Origin of the sequence: Thermus aquaticus (assembly GCF_001280255.1) — a bacterium.
In the GTDB taxonomy this organism is placed as follows: Bacteria; Deinococcota; Deinococci; order Deinococcales; family Thermaceae; genus Thermus; species Thermus aquaticus.
Genome location: NZ_LHCI01000106.1, coordinates 1,911,856 through 1,927,263, shown reverse-complemented (window position 1 = coordinate 1,927,263; position 15,408 = coordinate 1,911,856). Strand labels below are relative to the sequence as shown.

The window sequence follows — 15,408 nt, the reverse complement described above, 5'->3', positions numbered from 1 at the left end:
CCTACCCCGGGGGAGGTTCTTCCTTGAGGCTTCTCCCTTGGCTTAGCTCTCTTTTGGCTTGCCCCCGGTGCCGGGCGGGGCTCCTTCTGGGGGAGGAGGCCCTCTGCCCGGCCTGCGGGGCCCGCTACCCCTGGCGCGGGGGGTTTTTGGACCTGCGGGCCTATGGGGAGAGGCCCCACCTCCGCCTGGTGAACGCCCTTCCCCCGGTGGCCCACTTCTACGACCATTGGCGGGCGCGTTCCACGGCCCTCCTATCCGGGGGACGGCTTTCCTTCGCCCAGGAGCTGGACCGAATGCGCGCCTGGCTCCTCCCTGCCGGACCCCCCTTCCTGGACGTGGGCACCGGGACCGGGGTTTACCGGGAGGCCCTGGGGGAAGAGGCCATAGGCCTGGACCCCTCCCTGGCCTTCCTCCGGGTGGCCCAGAGAAAGCGGCCCGGCGCCTACCTCCTTGGGCACGGGGAAAGGCTTCCCTTCCGGGACGGGGTCTTTGGGGGTGTGGCCGTCGGCCCCACCTGGAACGAGTTCCAGGACCCCCGGATGGCCGCCTTAGAGGCCAGGCGGGTCCTGAGGCCGGGCGGGCGGCTTTTCGGCCTCTTGCTCCTGGGCCCCGGGTCTGGGCTTGGCCTCTGGCGACCTAGGGAGGAGGAGATCCTGGCCCTCCTGGAGGAGGCGGGCTTTCGGTCCCGGGTGGAGCGGTGGGGGCGGCTGGGCCTGATCCTGGCCGAGGTAGGATGAGGTAAAGGAGGCGGAATGCGCACGGGCTTTAAGAGCGTGGAGCGGGGCCTCGAGGCGGGCTTTCCCCTGAGGCTTTACCACAAGGCCAAGCGCCTCTTCTGGGACCCCGCGGCCCTGGACTTTACCCAGGACCAGGCCACCTACGAGGCCCTGGACCCCCGGGCCCAGGACCTTCTCCTCAGGCTCACCAGCCTCTTCCTGGGCGGGGAGGAGGCCGTGACCCTGGACCTCCTGCCCCTGGTGCGGGTGGTGGCCCAGGAAGGGAGGCTGGAGGAGGAGATGTACCTCACCACCTTCCTCCTGGAGGAGGCCAAGCACGTGGAGTTCTTCGCCCGCTTCCTGGAGGAGGTGGCCTCGGCCAAGGGGGGGCTCGCCCACTACCACGGGCCCCACTACCGCCGCATCTTCCATGAACTCCTCCCCGAGGCCATGGGCCGCCTGGAGCAGGATCCGAGCCCCAGGGCCCAGGTGGAGGCCGCCCTCACCTACAACGTGGTGGTGGAGGGGGTACTGGCCGAGACGGGCTACCAGGGCTTCTTCCAGGCGGCGGAGCGCCTGAGGGCGCGGGGCCTGGACCTCCCGGGTACCCTGGCGGGGGTGGCCCACATCAAGCAGGACGAGAGCCGCCACATCGCCTACGGCCTTTTCCTCATCGCCCGCCACCTGGGGGAGGACCCGGGGCTTTGGTCCGTGGTGGAGGCGCGGCTTAACCTCCTCCTGCCGGAGGCCCTGGGGGTGGTGCAGGAGCTCTTTGCCGCCTATCCCGAGGGGATGCCTTTGGAGATCGCCTTGGAGGAGTTCCTGGCCTACGCCATGGGCCAGTTCTCCAGCCGGATGCGGGTTCTGGAGAGGGCCAGGAGCCTGGGTCCTGGGGCCTTGGAGGGGCTTGTGGGGTAGGCCCTAGTCCCCGGGGGGTTTGGCCTTCAGCCTAGGACCATGCGCCTTCTGGCCGCCTTGCTCCTTCTGGCCTCGGCCCTGGCCCAGGAGTACCGGGCCCTTCCTGGGGCGGACACGGGCTTGGCCCACCTGGACCGAAGTTACGCCCTGGTCTACCCGGCGGAAAGGCCCCGGGCGGTCCTCCTCTTCGTGCCGGGGCTTTTGGGCGGGAGCACCAACTTCGCCCTACTGGCGGAGCGCCTCAAGGCCCTGGACCCCTCCTTGGAGGTCTGGGCCTGGGAGAGGCGGGCCAACGGCCTCGAGGACCGCCAGGGGTTTCTCCAGGCGGACCCCCTGGCCTACTACCGGAACCTCAAGGCGCCAGACCTGAGCCCCTTACGGGCTTGGGGCCTGGAGGTGCACCTAGGGGACCTGGACCTGGCGGTGGAGGAGGCCAGGAAGCGGGGCCCGGTGGTCCTCCTGGGCCACTCCCTGGGGGCCTCCCTGGCCACCCTATACGCCTGGCTCCACGGGGAGAAGCTTGGGGGCCTGGTCCTCCTGGACGGGAGCCTGGGGCTGGTCCAGGTGTCCCGGGAGGCCTTCCTGGAGGGGCAGGACACCCCCTTTGGCCGCCTCCCCGGGCTCAAGGCCCTCCTCGCCGGCGAGGCGAGCCCCGTCTTTGGGGCCTTTCTCACCCCCAAGGACCTGGCCCTGGCGGAGGCCGAGGCCTACCTGGCAGCAAAGCGCCCCGAGGAGCCCGTCCCCTTCGGCCCCTATCGGGCCACCCGGGAGGCTTTAGCCCTCCTGCGGGTGGACGACCACTACAGCCTCTTTCCCGTCTTCAGCGTGAGCGCGGGCCGGGCCTGGGCCAGGGAGGGGCTTAGCCTCCTGGGCCTTCTCCAGGGGCGGCTGGTTCTCACGGTGAGGGGGCCCAGGGACGGGCTCGTCCGCTGGCGGGACACGGGGGAGGCCACGGACCCGAGGGCTTTCTTGAGGGCCTATGCCCGGCCCGAGACCGGCTTTTCCGAGTGGTATTTCCCCTACCGGCTTCTCCTGGAGATCGGCGGCTACCCCTACGTCCTCCCGGGCCTTAAGCCCCGGGCCCTCCCCTACCCGGTCCTGGCCCTGGGGGCGGGGAGGGGCCTTTTCCCCGATCCCCAAGGCTTCCGCCTGGGGGAGGTCTTCCCCGGCACCCCCGCAGAGGCCAAGGTCCTCCCCGGCCTCACCCACCTGGACCTCCTCACCGAGCGGGAGGACCGGACGGCCGGGGAGGTTTTGGCGTACCTGCGGCGGCTTGGGCTTTAGGGGCCTCCCTTAGGAGGAAGGCGGCTGCGAAGCCCAGTAGGGCGGCGAAGAAGGCCAGCCGCCACCCGTCCAGCACCCCGGCCCCCAGGGTGTTCTGCAGGAGGGCCTTGACGAAGGCGGGGGCCTCGGCCAGGTTGCCTGTCCCTCCCGAGAAGCCCACGGGCCCTCCGGCGGTGAGGCTGGCCAGCTCCTGGCTCTTCCGGGAAAGGAGCACCCCGGAGATGGTGATGCCGGCCGCGGCTCCCAGGCTCCGGGTGAGGGAGACCAGGCTGGACACCTGGCCTTGGCTCCCCTCTGGAGCGAGGCCAAGGGCCAGGTAGGAGAGGGGACCCTGCACCATGCCGAGCCCGGTTCCCAGGAGAAAGAGCCCTAGAAGAAGCACGAAGAGGGTGTTGGCCAGGTAGGCCATGAGGAATAGCCCCAGGGCGGTGAAGCCCATGCCCAGGACCACCAGGCGCTTGCCGCCCAGACGCCCCACCATGGCCCCGGCGAAGCCACTCATCCCCCCCAGGGCCAGGGCCAGGGCGTTCAGTATGGCCCCCGAGGCGAAGGGCGAGAGAAAGAAAGCCACCTGGGCGTAGAGGGGAGCGAAGATGATGCCCCCCAAAAGGGCGTAGCCCACCAGGGTGGACACCAGCCAGAGGGGCAAAAAGGGCGGGGAGAGGGCCAGGCGCACGTCCAAGAGGGGAGCGGGGTGGCGGGACTCGTAGAGGACGAGGAGGAGGGCAGAGATTACGGAAAGCAGGAAAAGCCCGCCGATCCTAAGGGAGAAGAACCCCAGCTCCGTCAGGCGCTCCAGCCCCTGGATACCCAGCACCAGGCTGCCGAAGGTGAGGGCCACCAGAAGCCCGCCCACCAGGTCCAAGATGGCTCTCCCCTGGGGTTTGGGCAGGGGGGAGCCGAGAAGGAGCAGGACCCCGATCAGGCCGATGGGCACGTTGATCCAGAAGACCCAGTGCCAGGAGGCCCGCTCCACGATGAAGCCGCCCAGGTTGGGGCCCAGCACGTTCCCCAGGGCGAAGACCCCCAGGATCTGCCCCAGGTAGGCTCCCCGCTTTTCCTGGGCCACGGTGGCCCCCACGATGGCCTGGGCCACAGGAAAGAGCCCCCCTGCGCCCACGGCCTGGATAACCCGGGCCACGACGAGGGTCTCCAGGTTGGAGGAGAGGGCGGCCAGAGCGCTACCCCCGGCGAAAAGGGCCATGGAGGTCCCGTAGATGCGCCCATAGCCCCAAAGGTCGGAGAGCCGCCCCAGGATGGGCACGGCCACAGCGTAGAAGACGGAGTAGATGGAAAAGGCCAGGGTGACCCGATCCACGCCCGTGCCCAGGTCTTCGGCGATGGCGGGGAGGGCGGGGGCGAGGATGGCGTTGTCCAGGGCGCCCATGAAGACGCCCAGGAGGAGGGCGAGGAGCAAGCGGCCGTTCACGGCTTCACCTCAAAGAGGCTGGGAGAGGGAGGCGTGGGGTCCAGCTTGAGGTATTCCACGGTGGAGAGAACCTTCCCGGAAGGGGAAAGCGCCTGGTAGCGGAAGGGCAGGTGCCCCTTAGGGTTCAGGGTGATCCGCCAGGCAGCGGGCTGGCGCTCGTCCTTTGGGGGCACCTTTTTGGCCAGGACGAAGGTCCACAGCCCTCCTTCCTCCTCTACCTCCCGCACCACGTAGTCCTTGCGCAGGGCCTTGGCATCCGTGAAGAGGAGCTGCATGGGGTCATCGGGGGCGGCGCCAGCGGGGGAGACCTGCCAGCTCCCTTTGGGCCCCTTGCTCCAGACCTTTTCCCCATCGGAGATAAAGGCGCTCCCCTTCAGGTAATCGGGGCCTTCCAGCCAGTCTATGCGCACCTTGGGCCGCAGGTAGGCCACCTGGTAGACCACCGGGCCCTGGCGGGCCTGGGCCAGGTAGCCCTGCACCTTGCCGTGGGCCTCGAGGGCCTGCCACACCTCTTCCGGAGAAAGCGCCCAGGCCAAAGCCAAAGCCAGCGTCAGGATAAACGTGTAGACCCGTTTCATCTTTCCTCTACCCCCCTTGCGAACACCCGGATGCCTTCTCTGAGGAGGTCCTCCGCCCGGTACCCGCCCACGTGCTTTTCCAGCATGTGGGCCCCGTGGACGATGGAGGCGAAGAGGGCGGCCAGCTCCCGGCCCTTACTCGGGGCCAGACGGGAAAAAAAGGCCTCCAAAAAGGCCAGTTCCCGGCGCATGGCCTCCTGGGCCAGGTCCTTGGCCTCCTCCTCCCCACCCCGGCCCCCCTGGGCGCTGGCCAGAGCCGCCAGGGGCTCCACCCCTTCCTGGTAGGCGAGGGCGTAGCGTAGAAGACGCTCTTCCAGCGGGGCCTCGCCTTCCAAAGCCCGGCGGGCCTCGGCCTGGGAGGCCTCGAGGAGGGCCAGGAGGAGCTCGCGCTTGCTGCGGAAGTGGTGGTACAGAGCCCCCTTGGTGAGGCCCAGCTCTGCCGCCAGATCGTCCAGGCGGGTGGCCGCGTAGCCCTTTTCGGAGAAGGTCCTGCGGGCGGCCTGGAGGATGCGGGCCCGGGTGTCCATACCTACCAGTAGGTAGGTGCCCGAGCCAAAGCGGTGTGCGCTAGGTTACATTCGGCCCCTGAGGCCAAGCTCCGCCAGGGCTAGGCGGGCCGTCCTGAGGCCGGAGAGGGCCGCGGCGGGGACGCTCTGCCCCGGGAAGACCCCTTCCCCCACCCGGAAGACGTTGGCAAGGAGGCGCACCCGGGGGAAGCGGAAGGGGTGGGTCTGGGGGTAGCCCCCCACCCAGGCCCGCCCGGCGAAGCGCCAGTAGGTCAGGGGGGTGGCGAAGAGGAGGAACTCCGCCTCCCTTAGCCCGGGAAGGAGGGCTTCCCCCAGGCTTAGGGCCAGGGCCCCCCACCGGGCCTTGAGCGCCCCGTACTCCTCCCGGGAAAGCCCCTCCCAGAGGGCCAGGGGGGTGTGGAGGCTTAGGGCGAAGGCCGTCTTCTCCCCCTCGGGGCGCAAGGAGAGGAAGGCGAAGGGCCTCTCCCTGGCGTTTTGCCGGAAGTAGGGGGGAGGGGCCCTAAAGGGCAGGACCCCGTGGACGGCGAAGGCCCCCCAGGCGTCTTTGGGCACCTTCTCGGGAAGGCCCAGGAGGGGCTCCGGGGGGACGTTGAGGACGAAGAGGTCGGCCTCCACCACCTCCTTTTCCCCCCGCCGCCTCCCCCCGTAGACCACCTCCACGGCCCAGGCCCGTCCTTCCTTCAGGAGGAGCCTCCCCGCCCTGGCCTTGTAGCGGACCTCGAGGCCCTCCGCCAGGGCCTCGGCCACCCGGCCCACCCCTCCCGGGACCAGGGCCGGGCCCAGGTGGGGCAGGTCCAGGGCCATGGCGGCGTAGAGGGCGTAGGTCCTCCTGGCCTCGGTTTGGCTGGCGATGAGGAGCTGGGCGTCCAGGAAGCGGAGGAAAAGGGGGTCTTTGGGGGCCCGGTGGACCGCTTTCAGGAAGAGGTCGGGGAGGAGGGGGAGGAGCTTTGGGAATAGGCTTAAAAGTCCTGGAAGCTCCTCCCCTTCCGGGGGCCAGGGGAGCCTAGGGGCCAGGGCCTTAAGCCTATCCGCCCGCTCCGCCTGCCAGCGCCAGAAGGGGAGGACCTGGGGGCCGAAGAAGTCCTTCTGGGCCTCCCGCTCCGCCTCCCGCCCCACGGGGCGCACCACCTTTCCCCGGGGCAGGTGGACCTCCAGGAGGGGGAAGCCCTCGGGGAGGGGCTCCACGGGGAAGCGCATCCCCAGGGCCTCCGCCACCAGGGCCAGGGGGGCTCCGGGGGCGAAGCCGGAAAGGAGGGTGGCCCCGGCGTCCAGGCGGAAGCCGCGGTGGTAGAAGCTCCCGGCGAGGCCCCCCGGGTAGGTGTGGGCCTCCAGGACCAGGACCTCTAGGCCCGCCCGCCTCAGGGCCCTGGCCGCCACCAGCCCCCCGATGCCCGCCCCCACCACCAAAGCCCGCACGGGGCCTAGGGTAGCCCCCCCGTTTGGGAAAGACCTTGGCCTGGACCATGGTCCCCCGCCACCTTCCCCGAGGGGAGCACGGGTATGCTTGGAGCGTGCGCGTCTTGGTTACGGGGGCCACGGGCTACGTGGGGGGAAGGCTGGTGCCTAGGCTTCTGGAGAGGGGCCACCAGGTGCGGGTCCTGGTGCGGGACGAGGCCCGCCTTCAGGGGCGCCCCTGGGCGGGGCGGGTGGAGGTGGTGCGGGGGAGCCTCGAGGACGAGGAAGCCCTGAGGCGGGCCCTGGAGGGGGTGGAGGCCGCCTACTACCTGGTCCACGCCATGCTCTCGGAAAAGGCCTTCCAGGAGGCGGAGCGCCGCCAGGCGGAGACCTTCGCCCGGGTGGCCCGGGAGGTGGGCCTTGCGCACGTGGTCTACCTCGGCGGGCTCCTGCCCAAGGAAGGGAAACCCTCCCCCCACCTAAGGAGCCGGGCCCAGGTGGGGGAGATCCTGAGGGCAAACCTCCCCGCCACGGAGTTCCGCGCCGGGCCCATCGTGGGCTCGGGGTCCGCTAGCTTTGAGATGGTCCGCTACCTGACGGAGCGCCTGCCCATCATGGTGGCCCCCCGCTGGGTGCTGAACCCCGTCTCGCCCATCGCCATCCGCGACGTGTTGGCTTACCTCCTCCTGGCCCTGGAGCGGGGGCCCTCCGGCGTGGTGGAGATCGGCGCCGAGCCCCTCTCCTTCAAGGCCATGATGGAGACCTACGCCGAGGTCCGGGGGCTTAAGCGGGTCATCCTTCCCGTCCCCGTGCTGGCCCCCAGGCTCGCCGCCCTTTGGGTGGGCCTGGTGACCCCCATCCCCAACCGCCTGGCCCTGCCCCTGGTGGAGGGGATCCTCCACCCCTTGGTGGCGGACACCGGTAGGGCCAGGGCCCTCTTCCCCGAGGTGGAGCCCATCCCCTACCGCAAGGCGGTGGAGCTGGCCCTGGAGCGCATCGCCCTGGGGGAGGTGGAGACCCGCTGGTCCGGGGCGCTTTACGGGGAAGGGTACCGCCTCGAGGACCGCGAGGGCCTCATCCGCGAGGTCCGGGTCCTCCACGCCAAGGCTTCCCCGGAAGCCCTCTTCAGAAGCTTCTCTTCTCTAGGTGGCGAGCGGGGCTGGCTCGCCTGGAACTGGGCCTGGGTCCTGAGGGGCCTGTTGGACCGGATGGTGGGGGGGCCGGGCCTGAGGCGGGGGAGGCGCCACCCCACCGAGCTCCTCCCCGGGGAGGCGGTGGACTTCTGGCGGGTGGAGGCCGTAGAGCCTCCCCGGCTCCTCCGCCTGCGGGCGGAGATGCGCCTTCCCGGGCGGGCCTGGCTGGAGTGGGAGGCCCGGGAGGAGAAGGGGGGAAGCCTCCTGGTCCAGACCGCCTACTTTGAGCCCAAGGGCCTCACGGGCTTCCTCTACTGGTGGGCCCTTTACCCCATCCACCGGCGCATCTTCAGCGACCTGGCGCGGGCGATTGTCCGCGAGGCCGAAGCCGCCCAAGCCAAAGCTCCATGGTCAGGAGGTGAGGCAGGGTGAGGGCGAAGATGGCCCCCATGTAGGCGGCCAGGGGGTCCTGGAGCCTGGGGTAAAGGAGGAGGGCGAGGACGATCCCCCCTAGAGTCCCCCCGTACACCCAGAGCCACTCCCGACCCCGAACGCCCACCAGGCGCAGGCTGTCCAGGCTGTGTTGGAGGATGAAGTAGCCTCCCAAGGCGGCGTAGGGGTGGGCCAAGGCCGCCACCAAGGCCAGGAGGAGGGTGTCCCCTAGGGCTCTGGCCCTTGGCCTCTCCCGGAGTGCAAGGAGCAGAAGGAAGCCCCACGAGGCCCCCGCTACCCATGGAGGAAGGCCAAAACCCCCAGAGAAGGCCTGGAGAAAGGGCTGGATGGCCTCCTGATGGAAAAGGAAAGGAAAGAGGAGGATCGTGCCCGCCCTCAGGTACCCCAGGGCCCCCTTGCCCTCCACGCGGCCCCAATGGAAGAGGGCCATGCCCAAGAAGAGGAGGAGGGCGAGGGCAGGCTGTTGGAGGAGGAGGGCCAGGAGAAGGCCCGCAAGGCCCAGATAGAGGGCTAGGTAGGGCAGGAGGGGCAGGCCAAGCCTCCGGGCTACCAAAAGGTCGGCCGCGCCGTGGGGCATCCCTAAGGCCAGGGCGGAGAGGAGGAGGAGGCCCAGGGCCCAGGCCTCGGGGAGGAAGATGAAGGGAAGGAGGTAGAAAGAGGGCATGCCTCATCTTTTCCCGTGCCTTGAGAAAGGCGTTTGTGGTGTAGTGTACACCTTTTGTCAAAATGTTGTGTAGGTAAACGTTTCCGCCTTTTCCTTGCTCTCTAATGGCCTTGAAGCCCCAGGCGGGCTGCCGAGAAAGGAGGTCGTGAGTTATGCGGATGCTTCCGGAACTGAGCTTTGGCCAGTACTGGCTGGTGTTCAACATGCTCTCCCTGACCATCGCCGGGATGTTCGCCGCCTTCGTCTTCTTCCTCCTGGCGCGGAGCTACGTGGCCCCCAGGTACCACATCGCCCTTTACCTCTCCGCCCTGATCGTCTTCATCGCAGGCTATCACTACCTGCGTATCTTTGAGAGCTGGGTGGGGGCCTACCAGCTGCAAGGAGGGGTCTACGTGCCCACGGGGAAGCCCTTCAACGACTTCTACCGCTACGCCGACTGGCTCCTCACCGTACCCCTTCTCCTCCTGGAGCTGATCCTGGTGCTGGGTCTCCCTGCGGCCCGCACCTGGAACCTGGGGATCAAGCTGGTGGTGGCCTCCGTGCTCATGCTGGGCCTCGGGTACGTGGGGGAGGTCAACACCGAGCCCGGTCCGCGGACGCTCTGGGGGGCCTTGTCCTCGGTGCCCTTCTTCTACATCCTCTACGTGCTCTGGGTGGAGCTGGGCCAGGCCATCCGGGAGGCCAAGTTCGGCCCCAGGGTGTTGGAGCTTCTCGGTGCTACTCGGCTCGTCCTCCTGATGTCCTGGGGCTTCTACCCCATCGCCTACGCCCTGGGCACCTGGCTTCCCGGCGGGGCCGCCCAGGAAGTGGCCATCCAGCTTGGGTATAGCCTGGCCGACCTCATCGCCAAGCCCATCTACGGCCTCCTCGTCTTCGCCATCGCCCGGGCGAAGAGCCTCGAGGAGGGCTTCGGGGAGGGAGTCAAGGCCGCCTGAACGCCTGGAGGCGGCCCGCCTGGGGCTTTTCTCCCTGCCCTACAAACCGCGGCCGCTTCAGCCTTTAGCCTGAAGGCCATGCGTGTCCTCATCACCGGCGCCACAGGGGGATTGGGTGGGGCCCTGGCCCGAGCTCTTAAGGGCCAGGAGCTCTTCCTTTCCGGGCGGCGGGCCGGCCCTCTTTTGGAGCTAGCCCAGGCCGTGGGCGGCCGGGCCCTCCCCGCCGACCTCAGCGATGAGCTGGAGGCCAGGGCCCTCCTGGAGGAGGTGGGGCCTCTGGACCTTCTCTTCCACGCCGTGGGGGTGGCGGGGCGGCATCCCGTGCGGGAGGTGAGCCGGGAGGCCCTGGAGGGCATGCTGGCCGCCCACCTGCTCACGGCGGCCTTTCTCCTCAAGCACGCCCGCTTCAACAAGGGGGCTAGGGCCGTCTTCTTCGGGGCCTACCCCGCCTACGTGCGGGTTCCCGGCTTCGCCGCCTACGCCGCCGCCAAGGGGGCCCTCGAGGCCTACGTGGAGGCGGCCAGGAAGGAGCTTGCCCGGGAAGGGGTGCACCTGGTCCTGGTGCGGCTTCCGGCCGTGGCCACGGGGCTTTGGACCCCCCTGGGCGGGCCGCCCAAAGGGGCCCTCTCCCCCGAGGAGGCCGCGGGGAGGGTCCTGGAAGGGGTCCTGCGGGACCCCCCGCCCCAGGTCCTGGAGGTCTAGGGTGTACCGGGCCCACTTCTACCCCATGCGCCTGGCCCTCCTCGCTGTGGGCCGCAACTTCATGCCCATGGCCTGGTGGATGCCTGCCTCCAAGGAGCCCTTCCGCTTCCTCCTGGCCGTGGACCGGAAGAACCACACCCTAAGCCTCCTCCGGGAGCTTTCGGAAGCCGCCCTGGCCTTCCTGCCCTGGGAGGATCGGGACTGGGTGGTGCGGGCCGGGTACCTCTCCGGGCGTAAGGTGGACAAGGCCAGGCGGCTCGGGGTGGCCCTTAGGCCCGCGCGGAAGCTCCTCCACACCCTGGTGCCGGAGAGGGCCTTGGCCGTTTACGAGATGCGGGTCTCGGAGTGGCCCACCGACGGGGACCACGCCCTCTTCCTGGGGGAGGTGGTCCACGCCGAGGGCTCCCGGGAGGCCAAGGAAAGGCCCATCCTCTTCCTGGGCTTCCGGGACTACGCCACCTTAGGGGAGCGCTGGCGGTTTAGCCCAAAGGAGCGGTCCAGAGTTCCCGTTCCGAGCGGAGGGGAGAAGCCGTGAGGAGGATCCTTTTCCTGTTCATTTTCCTGCTTATAGCCCAGGCCCAGGCCCCCTACGCCGTGGAGGGCCTGGCCCGCTACCGGGGCTACTACCCCTTGGGAAGCTGGGAGGGTAAAAACCCCACCGCCCAAGGGGAGGTGGTCTGGGACGGCCTGGAGAGGGCCTCTGGGAAGGTGTGCCTCCGGCAGGAGGCCTGGGACTCGGGCAATGGCGAGCGGGACAAGAAGGCCCTGGAGATCCTGAAGGCCAAGGAGTACCCCCTGGCCTGCCTCTACCCCAGGCGGGCCTACCGGGACGGGGCCTCCTTCGTGGTGGAGGGGGAGCTGGAGATGGCGGGGAGGCGGAGGCCGGTGAGGGTTCTGGGGGAGCTTTCCGGAGGCCCCGGGGCCTTCCGCTTCCGGGGGGCCTTCACGACCCGCTTCTCCGACTGGGGGTTTGAACGGCCCCGCTTCCTCTTCCTCGAGGTCCGGGACGAGGTGGAGGTCTTCCTGGAGGCTGAGGTCCGGCGGTGATCCGGCTGGGCTATCCCTGCGAGAACCTGACCCTCAGGGCCAGCACCAACCACACCCTGCGCCTGGCCTCGCTTTCGGAGGAGCGGGCCCGGGCCAAGGCGGCCGAGAACCTGGCCGATCTGGAGAGGATCCTCCGCTGGAACCCAAAGGAGGGCTTCCACCTCTTCCGCATTGGCCAGCACCTGATCCCCTTCGCCTCCCACCCCGCCTTCCCCTACGACTGGGAGCGGGCCCATGGGGCGGAGCTCGCCCGTCTGGGGGCCCTGGCCCGGGCTCTGGGCCAGCGGCTTTCCATGCACCCCGGCCAGTACGTGAACCCGGGAAGCCCAAGCCCAAAGGTGGTGGAGCGCTCCCTGGCGGAGCTCCGCTACTCGGCCCGGGTCCTGAGCCTCCTCCAGGCCGAGGAAGGGGTTTTGGTCCTCCACCTGGGCGGGGCCTACGGGGACCGGAGGCGGGCCCTCAGGCGCTTTGTGGAAAACCTCCGGGGAGAGGGCGAGGTCCTCCGCTACCTGGCCCTGGAAAACGACGAGAGGCTCTGGAGTGTGGAGGAGGTCCTGGAAGCGGCCGAGGCCCTGGGGGTGGGGGTGGTGGTGGACGCCCTCCACCACGCCTTAAACCCCGGGCGGCTTTCCCTGAAGGAGGCCCTGGCCTTGGCCTTTTCCACCTGGAGGGGCCGGCCCAAGGTCCACCTCTCCAGCCAGGACCCTGGCAAGCGCCCCGGGGCCCACGCCTTCTTCGTGGCCCGGGAGGACTGGGAGAGGCTCCTTGGGGCCTTGCCCGGCCCCGCCGACCTCATGCTGGAGGCCAAGGGGAAGGAGAGGGCCTTAGAGCCCGTCCTTGACAAGAGGGGGGCCTAGGGCCAGGATGAGGGGCGTGGTCGGCGTCTTGGCCCTACAGGGGGATTTCCGCGAGCACAAGGAGGCCCTCAGGCGGCTTGGGGTGGAGGCCAAAGAGGTTCGCAAGCCCGAGCACCTTCTGGGCCTTAAGGCCCTCATCGTCCCCGGCGGGGAGTCCACCACCATCGGCAAACTGGCCCGGGAGTACGGCCTCGAGGAGGCGGTGCGGCGGCGGGTGGAGGAGGGGAGCCTGGCCCTCTTTGGCACCTGCGCCGGGGCCATCTGGATGGCCAAGGAGATCTTGGGCTACCCCGAGCAGCCTCGCCTTGGGGTCCTGGACGTGGCCGTGGAGCGGAACGCCTTCGGCAGGCAGGTGGAGAGCTTCCAGGAGGAGGTGCAGGTGAAGGGCCTCGGTCCCTTCCCTGGGGTCTTCATCCGGGCCCCCGTCTTCCGCAGGCTAGGGGAGGGGGTGGAGGTCCTGGCGGAGCTTGGGGGCCTTCCCGTCCTGGTGCGCCAGGGAAGGCTTCTTGCCAGCAGCTTCCACCCCGAGCTCACGGAGGACGCCCGCCTTCACCGCCTCTTTCTGGAGCTGGCAGGGGTCTAGCTCACGGGGTCCCGGCCAGAGGCAACCGGGGGCTTCCTTCCCGGAAAGCTTTCAGGCCCCTGTGGCCTAGGGCCTCCCGGAGAGAAGGGAGGTCCCGGAGAGCGGGGTTTCCCGTCCCTTGCCCCGCCCGGCCGTGGGAGGGGAGTTGTATCGGCAAGGGAGTCGGACGTCAGCCTCTCCTCAGCCTCCGTGGGGAGTCCGGGGACCGGGCCTTTGGCCGCAACCCCTTCCCTGGGCCACCGCCTCGGGGCTTCGGGCGGCCCAGGGGGTCTCCCCTATGCGCGTCAGCCGGACGCCTCCGGCCTCAGGGGCGCATGCGGGTGTACATCCTGGGGAAGGGGATGGCCTCCCGCACGTGGCTGAGGCCGCAGATCCAGGCCACGGTGCGCTCAAGCCCCAGGCCGAAGCCCGAGTGGGGGACGCTCCCGAAGCGGCGGAGGTCCAGGTACCACTCGTAGACCTCCTCGGGGAGGCCAAACTCCCGGATCTTGCGCCGCAAAAGCTCCAGGTCGTGGATCCTCTGGCTTCCCCCGATGATCTCCCCGTAGCCCTCGGGGGCCAGGAGGTCGTCGTTGAGGACCAGCTCGGGGTCTTCGGGATCCGGCTCCATGTAAAAGGCCTTGATGCGGGCGGGGTAGCGCTCCACGAAAACCGGGCGGTCAAACTGGCGGCTGAGGGCGGCCTCGTGGGGGGCCCCGAAGTCCTCGCCGTAGGGGAGGGGGGGGACCTCGAGGTCCTTCTCGGCCAGGCGGTTCACCAGGGCCACGGCCTCCTTGTAGGTGAGGCGGGGGTAGTTGCCCTGGGCGGCGGGTTCCAGGGCCTTGGGGTCCCGCTCCAGCATCTCCAGCTCCCTGGCCCGCCGTTCCAGGACCCGGCCCACCAGGTAGCGCACAAGCTCCTCCTGGAGAGCCATGTTCTCCTCGTGGGTCATGAAGGCCACCTCGGGCTCCACCATCCAGAACTCCAGGAGGTGGCGCCGGGTCTTGCTCCTTTCCGCCCGGAAGGTGGGGCCGAAGGTGTAGACCTTGGCGTAGGCCATGGCCCCGGCCTCGGCGTAGAGCTGGCCCGACTGGGAGAGGTAGGCCTTCTCTCCGTCAAAAAGGTCCACCTCAAAGAGGTCGGTGGTGCCCTCCACGGCGCTGGGGGTCAGGATGGGGGCGTCAAAGCGCAGGAAGCCCCGCTCGCCGAAGAACTCGTGGATGCCCCGTTCTAGCTCGTCCCGGATGCGCATGACGGCGAAGGGCCTGCGGTGGCGGAGCCAGAGGTGGCGGTGGTCCATGAGGAAGTCAATGCCGTGCTCCTTGGGGCCGATGGGGTACTCCCCCTGGGGGAGGCTCACCACCTCCAGGTTCCGTACGGCAAGCTCGTACCCCCCGGGGGCGCGTTCGTCCTTCCGCACCAGGCCCCACACCTTGAGGGCGGTCTCCTGGGGCAGGTGGTCGGCCCTTTGGAAGACCTCCTCGGGGACCTCCCCTTTGACCACCGTGGCCTGCAGGAAGCCGGTCCCGTCCCGGAGGATCAGGAAGAGGATCTTGCCCTTGGAGCGCTTTCCGTAGACCCAGCCCCTTAGCTCTACTTCCTGCCCTTCGTGGCGCGCGATCTCCTCAATGAAGGCCCGCATACCTGGGCTAGTCTACCCCAGGAGGTCCAGGGCCTCCCCCAGGCCGCAGGCCTCCACCGGGGCCACCACCCGCTTGGCGGCCCGCTTCACGCTTTCCGGGGCGTTCCCCATGGCCACGCCCAGGCCCACGGCCCGGATCAGCTCCAGGTCGTTCTCCCCATCCCCCACCATGGCGCACTCCGCCAGGGAGAGGCCGTAGGCCTCGGCCACCAGGCGGGCGGCGGAGAGCTTGCTCACGCCCGCTTTGGTGAGGGAGACGAAGCGCACCCCGGGCATCTTGGGGCTTTCGGCCACGTGGTAGGTGAGGCCGGGGGGGAGGGCATCCAAAAGGGCGCCCAAGGGGGCTTCGGGACCGGCTAGGACCTGGAGGCGGACCAGGGGCTCTTCTAGCCTTAAGAGGTCCGCCCCTTCCGCCTTTAGGCCCAGAAGGTCCTGGTGGGCTTGAAGGAGGGGGCTATCGCCCTCCACGTAGAAGCCCCCCTGGGCGGTGTAGCCCTCGAGGGGCAGGCCGAGCCGCCGGGCCAGGCGGATGGCCTCTTGGGCCGCCTCTTCCAGCAGGGCGGCCA

At 69.5% G+C, this 15,408-nt stretch carries 17 protein-coding genes; 10 read left to right on the top strand and 7 right to left on the bottom strand.

Translation table 11 applies throughout. From position 1 onward, the window contains the following. Nucleotides 1–23: 23 nt before the first annotated feature. Genes BVI061214_RS11180 through BVI061214_RS11170 form a run of 3 tightly spaced genes read left to right on the top strand, consistent with a single transcriptional unit; the run spans nt 24 to nt 2,918 of the window. Nucleotides 24–737 (top strand): class I SAM-dependent methyltransferase, encoded by a 714-nt coding sequence (locus BVI061214_RS11180; protein WP_053768437.1) that lies wholly within the window; start codon nt 24–26, stop codon nt 735–737. A 15-nt stretch (nt 738–752) separates the two neighbouring features. Beyond that, a complete protein-coding gene (locus BVI061214_RS11175) occupies nt 753–1,634 on the top strand; it encodes a R2-like ligand-binding oxidase (RefSeq protein ID WP_053768436.1) in 882 nt (293 codons plus the stop codon). A gap of 39 nt (nt 1,635–1,673) precedes the next feature. Continuing rightward, nucleotides 1,674–2,918, top strand: coding sequence for an alpha/beta hydrolase (locus BVI061214_RS11170; RefSeq protein ID WP_053768435.1), 1,245 nt, complete (start codon nt 1,674–1,676; stop codon nt 2,916–2,918). Here the strand turns inward: BVI061214_RS11170 and BVI061214_RS11165 are convergent. The 4 genes from BVI061214_RS11165 to BVI061214_RS11150 are packed head-to-tail and all read right to left on the bottom strand — an operon-like array spanning nt 2,854 to nt 6,868. Beyond that, entirely contained in the window at nt 2,854–4,347 is a 1,494-nt protein-coding gene (locus tag BVI061214_RS11165) for an MFS transporter (RefSeq protein WP_053768434.1), read from the bottom strand. The two genes, BVI061214_RS11170 and BVI061214_RS11165, sit on opposite strands and share 65 nt — an antisense overlap. Continuing rightward, the gene (locus BVI061214_RS11160) at nt 4,344–4,925 is read right to left on the bottom strand and encodes a LolA family protein (protein WP_053768433.1); all 582 of its coding nucleotides are present in this window, start codon (nt 4,923–4,925) and stop codon (nt 4,344–4,346) included. Before BVI061214_RS11160 ends, BVI061214_RS11165 begins: the two co-directional genes overlap by 4 nt. After that, complete coding sequence (locus BVI061214_RS11155; protein ID WP_053768432.1) at nt 4,922–5,452, bottom strand: TetR/AcrR family transcriptional regulator; 531 nt, start codon at nt 5,450–5,452, stop codon at nt 4,922–4,924. Before BVI061214_RS11155 ends, BVI061214_RS11160 begins: the two co-directional genes overlap by 4 nt. A 45-nt stretch (nt 5,453–5,497) precedes the next feature. Next, a complete protein-coding gene (locus BVI061214_RS11150) occupies nt 5,498–6,868 on the bottom strand; it encodes a phytoene desaturase family protein (RefSeq protein WP_053768431.1) in 1,371 nt (456 codons plus the stop codon). Between the two features lie 95 nt (nt 6,869–6,963). Between BVI061214_RS11150 and BVI061214_RS11145 the strand changes: the two genes are divergently transcribed. After that, the gene (locus BVI061214_RS11145; protein WP_053768666.1) at nt 6,964–8,412 is read left to right on the top strand and encodes an SDR family oxidoreductase; all 1,449 of its coding nucleotides are present in this window, start codon (nt 6,964–6,966) and stop codon (nt 8,410–8,412) included. Here the strand turns inward: BVI061214_RS11145 and BVI061214_RS11140 are convergent. Then, nucleotides 8,330–9,097, bottom strand: a complete 768-nt coding sequence (locus tag BVI061214_RS11140) for a Brp/Blh family beta-carotene 15,15'-dioxygenase (RefSeq protein ID WP_053768430.1) — start codon at nt 9,095–9,097, stop codon at nt 8,330–8,332. The genes BVI061214_RS11145 and BVI061214_RS11140 overlap by 83 nt on opposite strands. A 152-nt stretch (nt 9,098–9,249) precedes the next feature. Here BVI061214_RS11140 and BVI061214_RS11135 point away from each other — a divergent pair, with 152 nt between their 5' ends. From BVI061214_RS11135 to pdxT, 6 genes are all read left to right on the top strand, one after another. Beyond that, the gene (locus BVI061214_RS11135; RefSeq protein WP_003044660.1) at nt 9,250–10,032 is read left to right on the top strand and encodes a bacteriorhodopsin; all 783 of its coding nucleotides are present in this window, start codon (nt 9,250–9,252) and stop codon (nt 10,030–10,032) included. A gap of 78 nt (nt 10,033–10,110) precedes the next feature. Beyond that, complete coding sequence (locus tag BVI061214_RS11130) at nt 10,111–10,734, top strand: SDR family NAD(P)-dependent oxidoreductase (protein ID WP_053768429.1); 624 nt, start codon at nt 10,111–10,113, stop codon at nt 10,732–10,734. Nucleotide 10,735: 1 nt separating this feature from the next. Further along, a complete protein-coding gene (locus tag BVI061214_RS11125; RefSeq protein WP_003044655.1) occupies nt 10,736–11,269 on the top strand; it encodes a flavin reductase family protein in 534 nt (177 codons plus the stop codon). Then, a complete protein-coding gene (locus BVI061214_RS11120) occupies nt 11,266–11,781 on the top strand; it encodes a YceI family protein (RefSeq protein ID WP_053768428.1) in 516 nt (171 codons plus the stop codon). Before BVI061214_RS11125 ends, BVI061214_RS11120 begins: the two co-directional genes overlap by 4 nt. Next, the gene (uvsE, locus tag BVI061214_RS11115) at nt 11,778–12,638 is read left to right on the top strand and encodes a UV DNA damage repair endonuclease UvsE (RefSeq protein ID WP_053768427.1); all 861 of its coding nucleotides are present in this window, start codon (nt 11,778–11,780) and stop codon (nt 12,636–12,638) included. Before BVI061214_RS11120 ends, uvsE begins: the two co-directional genes overlap by 4 nt. Before the next feature lie 7 nt (nt 12,639–12,645). Continuing rightward, nucleotides 12,646–13,221, top strand: a complete 576-nt coding sequence (gene pdxT, locus BVI061214_RS11110) for a pyridoxal 5'-phosphate synthase glutaminase subunit PdxT (protein WP_053768426.1) — start codon at nt 12,646–12,648, stop codon at nt 13,219–13,221. 304 nt (nt 13,222–13,525) lie between these two features. Here the strand turns inward: pdxT and asnS are convergent, their stop codons facing one another. Together asnS and BVI061214_RS11100 are read right to left on the bottom strand one after the other, a co-directional pair. Then, nucleotides 13,526–14,842, bottom strand: coding sequence for an asparagine--tRNA ligase (gene asnS / locus BVI061214_RS11105; protein WP_053768425.1), 1,317 nt, complete (start codon nt 14,840–14,842; stop codon nt 13,526–13,528). Nucleotides 14,843–14,854: 12 nt separating this feature from the next. After that, a partial coding sequence (locus BVI061214_RS11100) for an HAD family hydrolase (RefSeq protein WP_053768665.1) occupies nt 14,855–15,408 on the bottom strand: 554 nt, incomplete at its 5' end.

What these genes read in the sequence shown, in the direction of transcription:
- BVI061214_RS11140 (WP_053768430.1), bottom strand. Translation starts at nt 9,097, where the DNA reads ATGCCCTCTTTCTACCTCCTTCCCTTCATCTTCCTCCCCGAGGCCTGG.
- BVI061214_RS11170 (WP_053768435.1), top strand. Translation starts at nt 1,674, where the DNA reads ATGCGCCTTCTGGCCGCCTTGCTCCTTCTGGCCTCGGCCCTGGCCCAG.
- BVI061214_RS11175 (WP_053768436.1), top strand. Translation starts at nt 753, where the DNA reads ATGCGCACGGGCTTTAAGAGCGTGGAGCGGGGCCTCGAGGCGGGCTTT.
- BVI061214_RS11155 (WP_053768432.1), bottom strand. Translation starts at nt 5,452, where the DNA reads ATGGACACCCGGGCCCGCATCCTCCAGGCCGCCCGCAGGACCTTCTCC.
- BVI061214_RS11135 (WP_003044660.1), top strand. Translation starts at nt 9,250, where the DNA reads ATGCGGATGCTTCCGGAACTGAGCTTTGGCCAGTACTGGCTGGTGTTC.
- BVI061214_RS11160 (WP_053768433.1), bottom strand. Translation starts at nt 4,925, where the DNA reads ATGAAACGGGTCTACACGTTTATCCTGACGCTGGCTTTGGCTTTGGCC.
- pdxT (WP_053768426.1), top strand. Translation starts at nt 12,646, where the DNA reads ATGAGGGGCGTGGTCGGCGTCTTGGCCCTACAGGGGGATTTCCGCGAG.
- asnS (WP_053768425.1), bottom strand. Translation starts at nt 14,842, where the DNA reads ATGCGGGCCTTCATTGAGGAGATCGCGCGCCACGAAGGGCAGGAAGTA.
- BVI061214_RS11130 (WP_053768429.1), top strand. Translation starts at nt 10,111, where the DNA reads ATGCGTGTCCTCATCACCGGCGCCACAGGGGGATTGGGTGGGGCCCTG.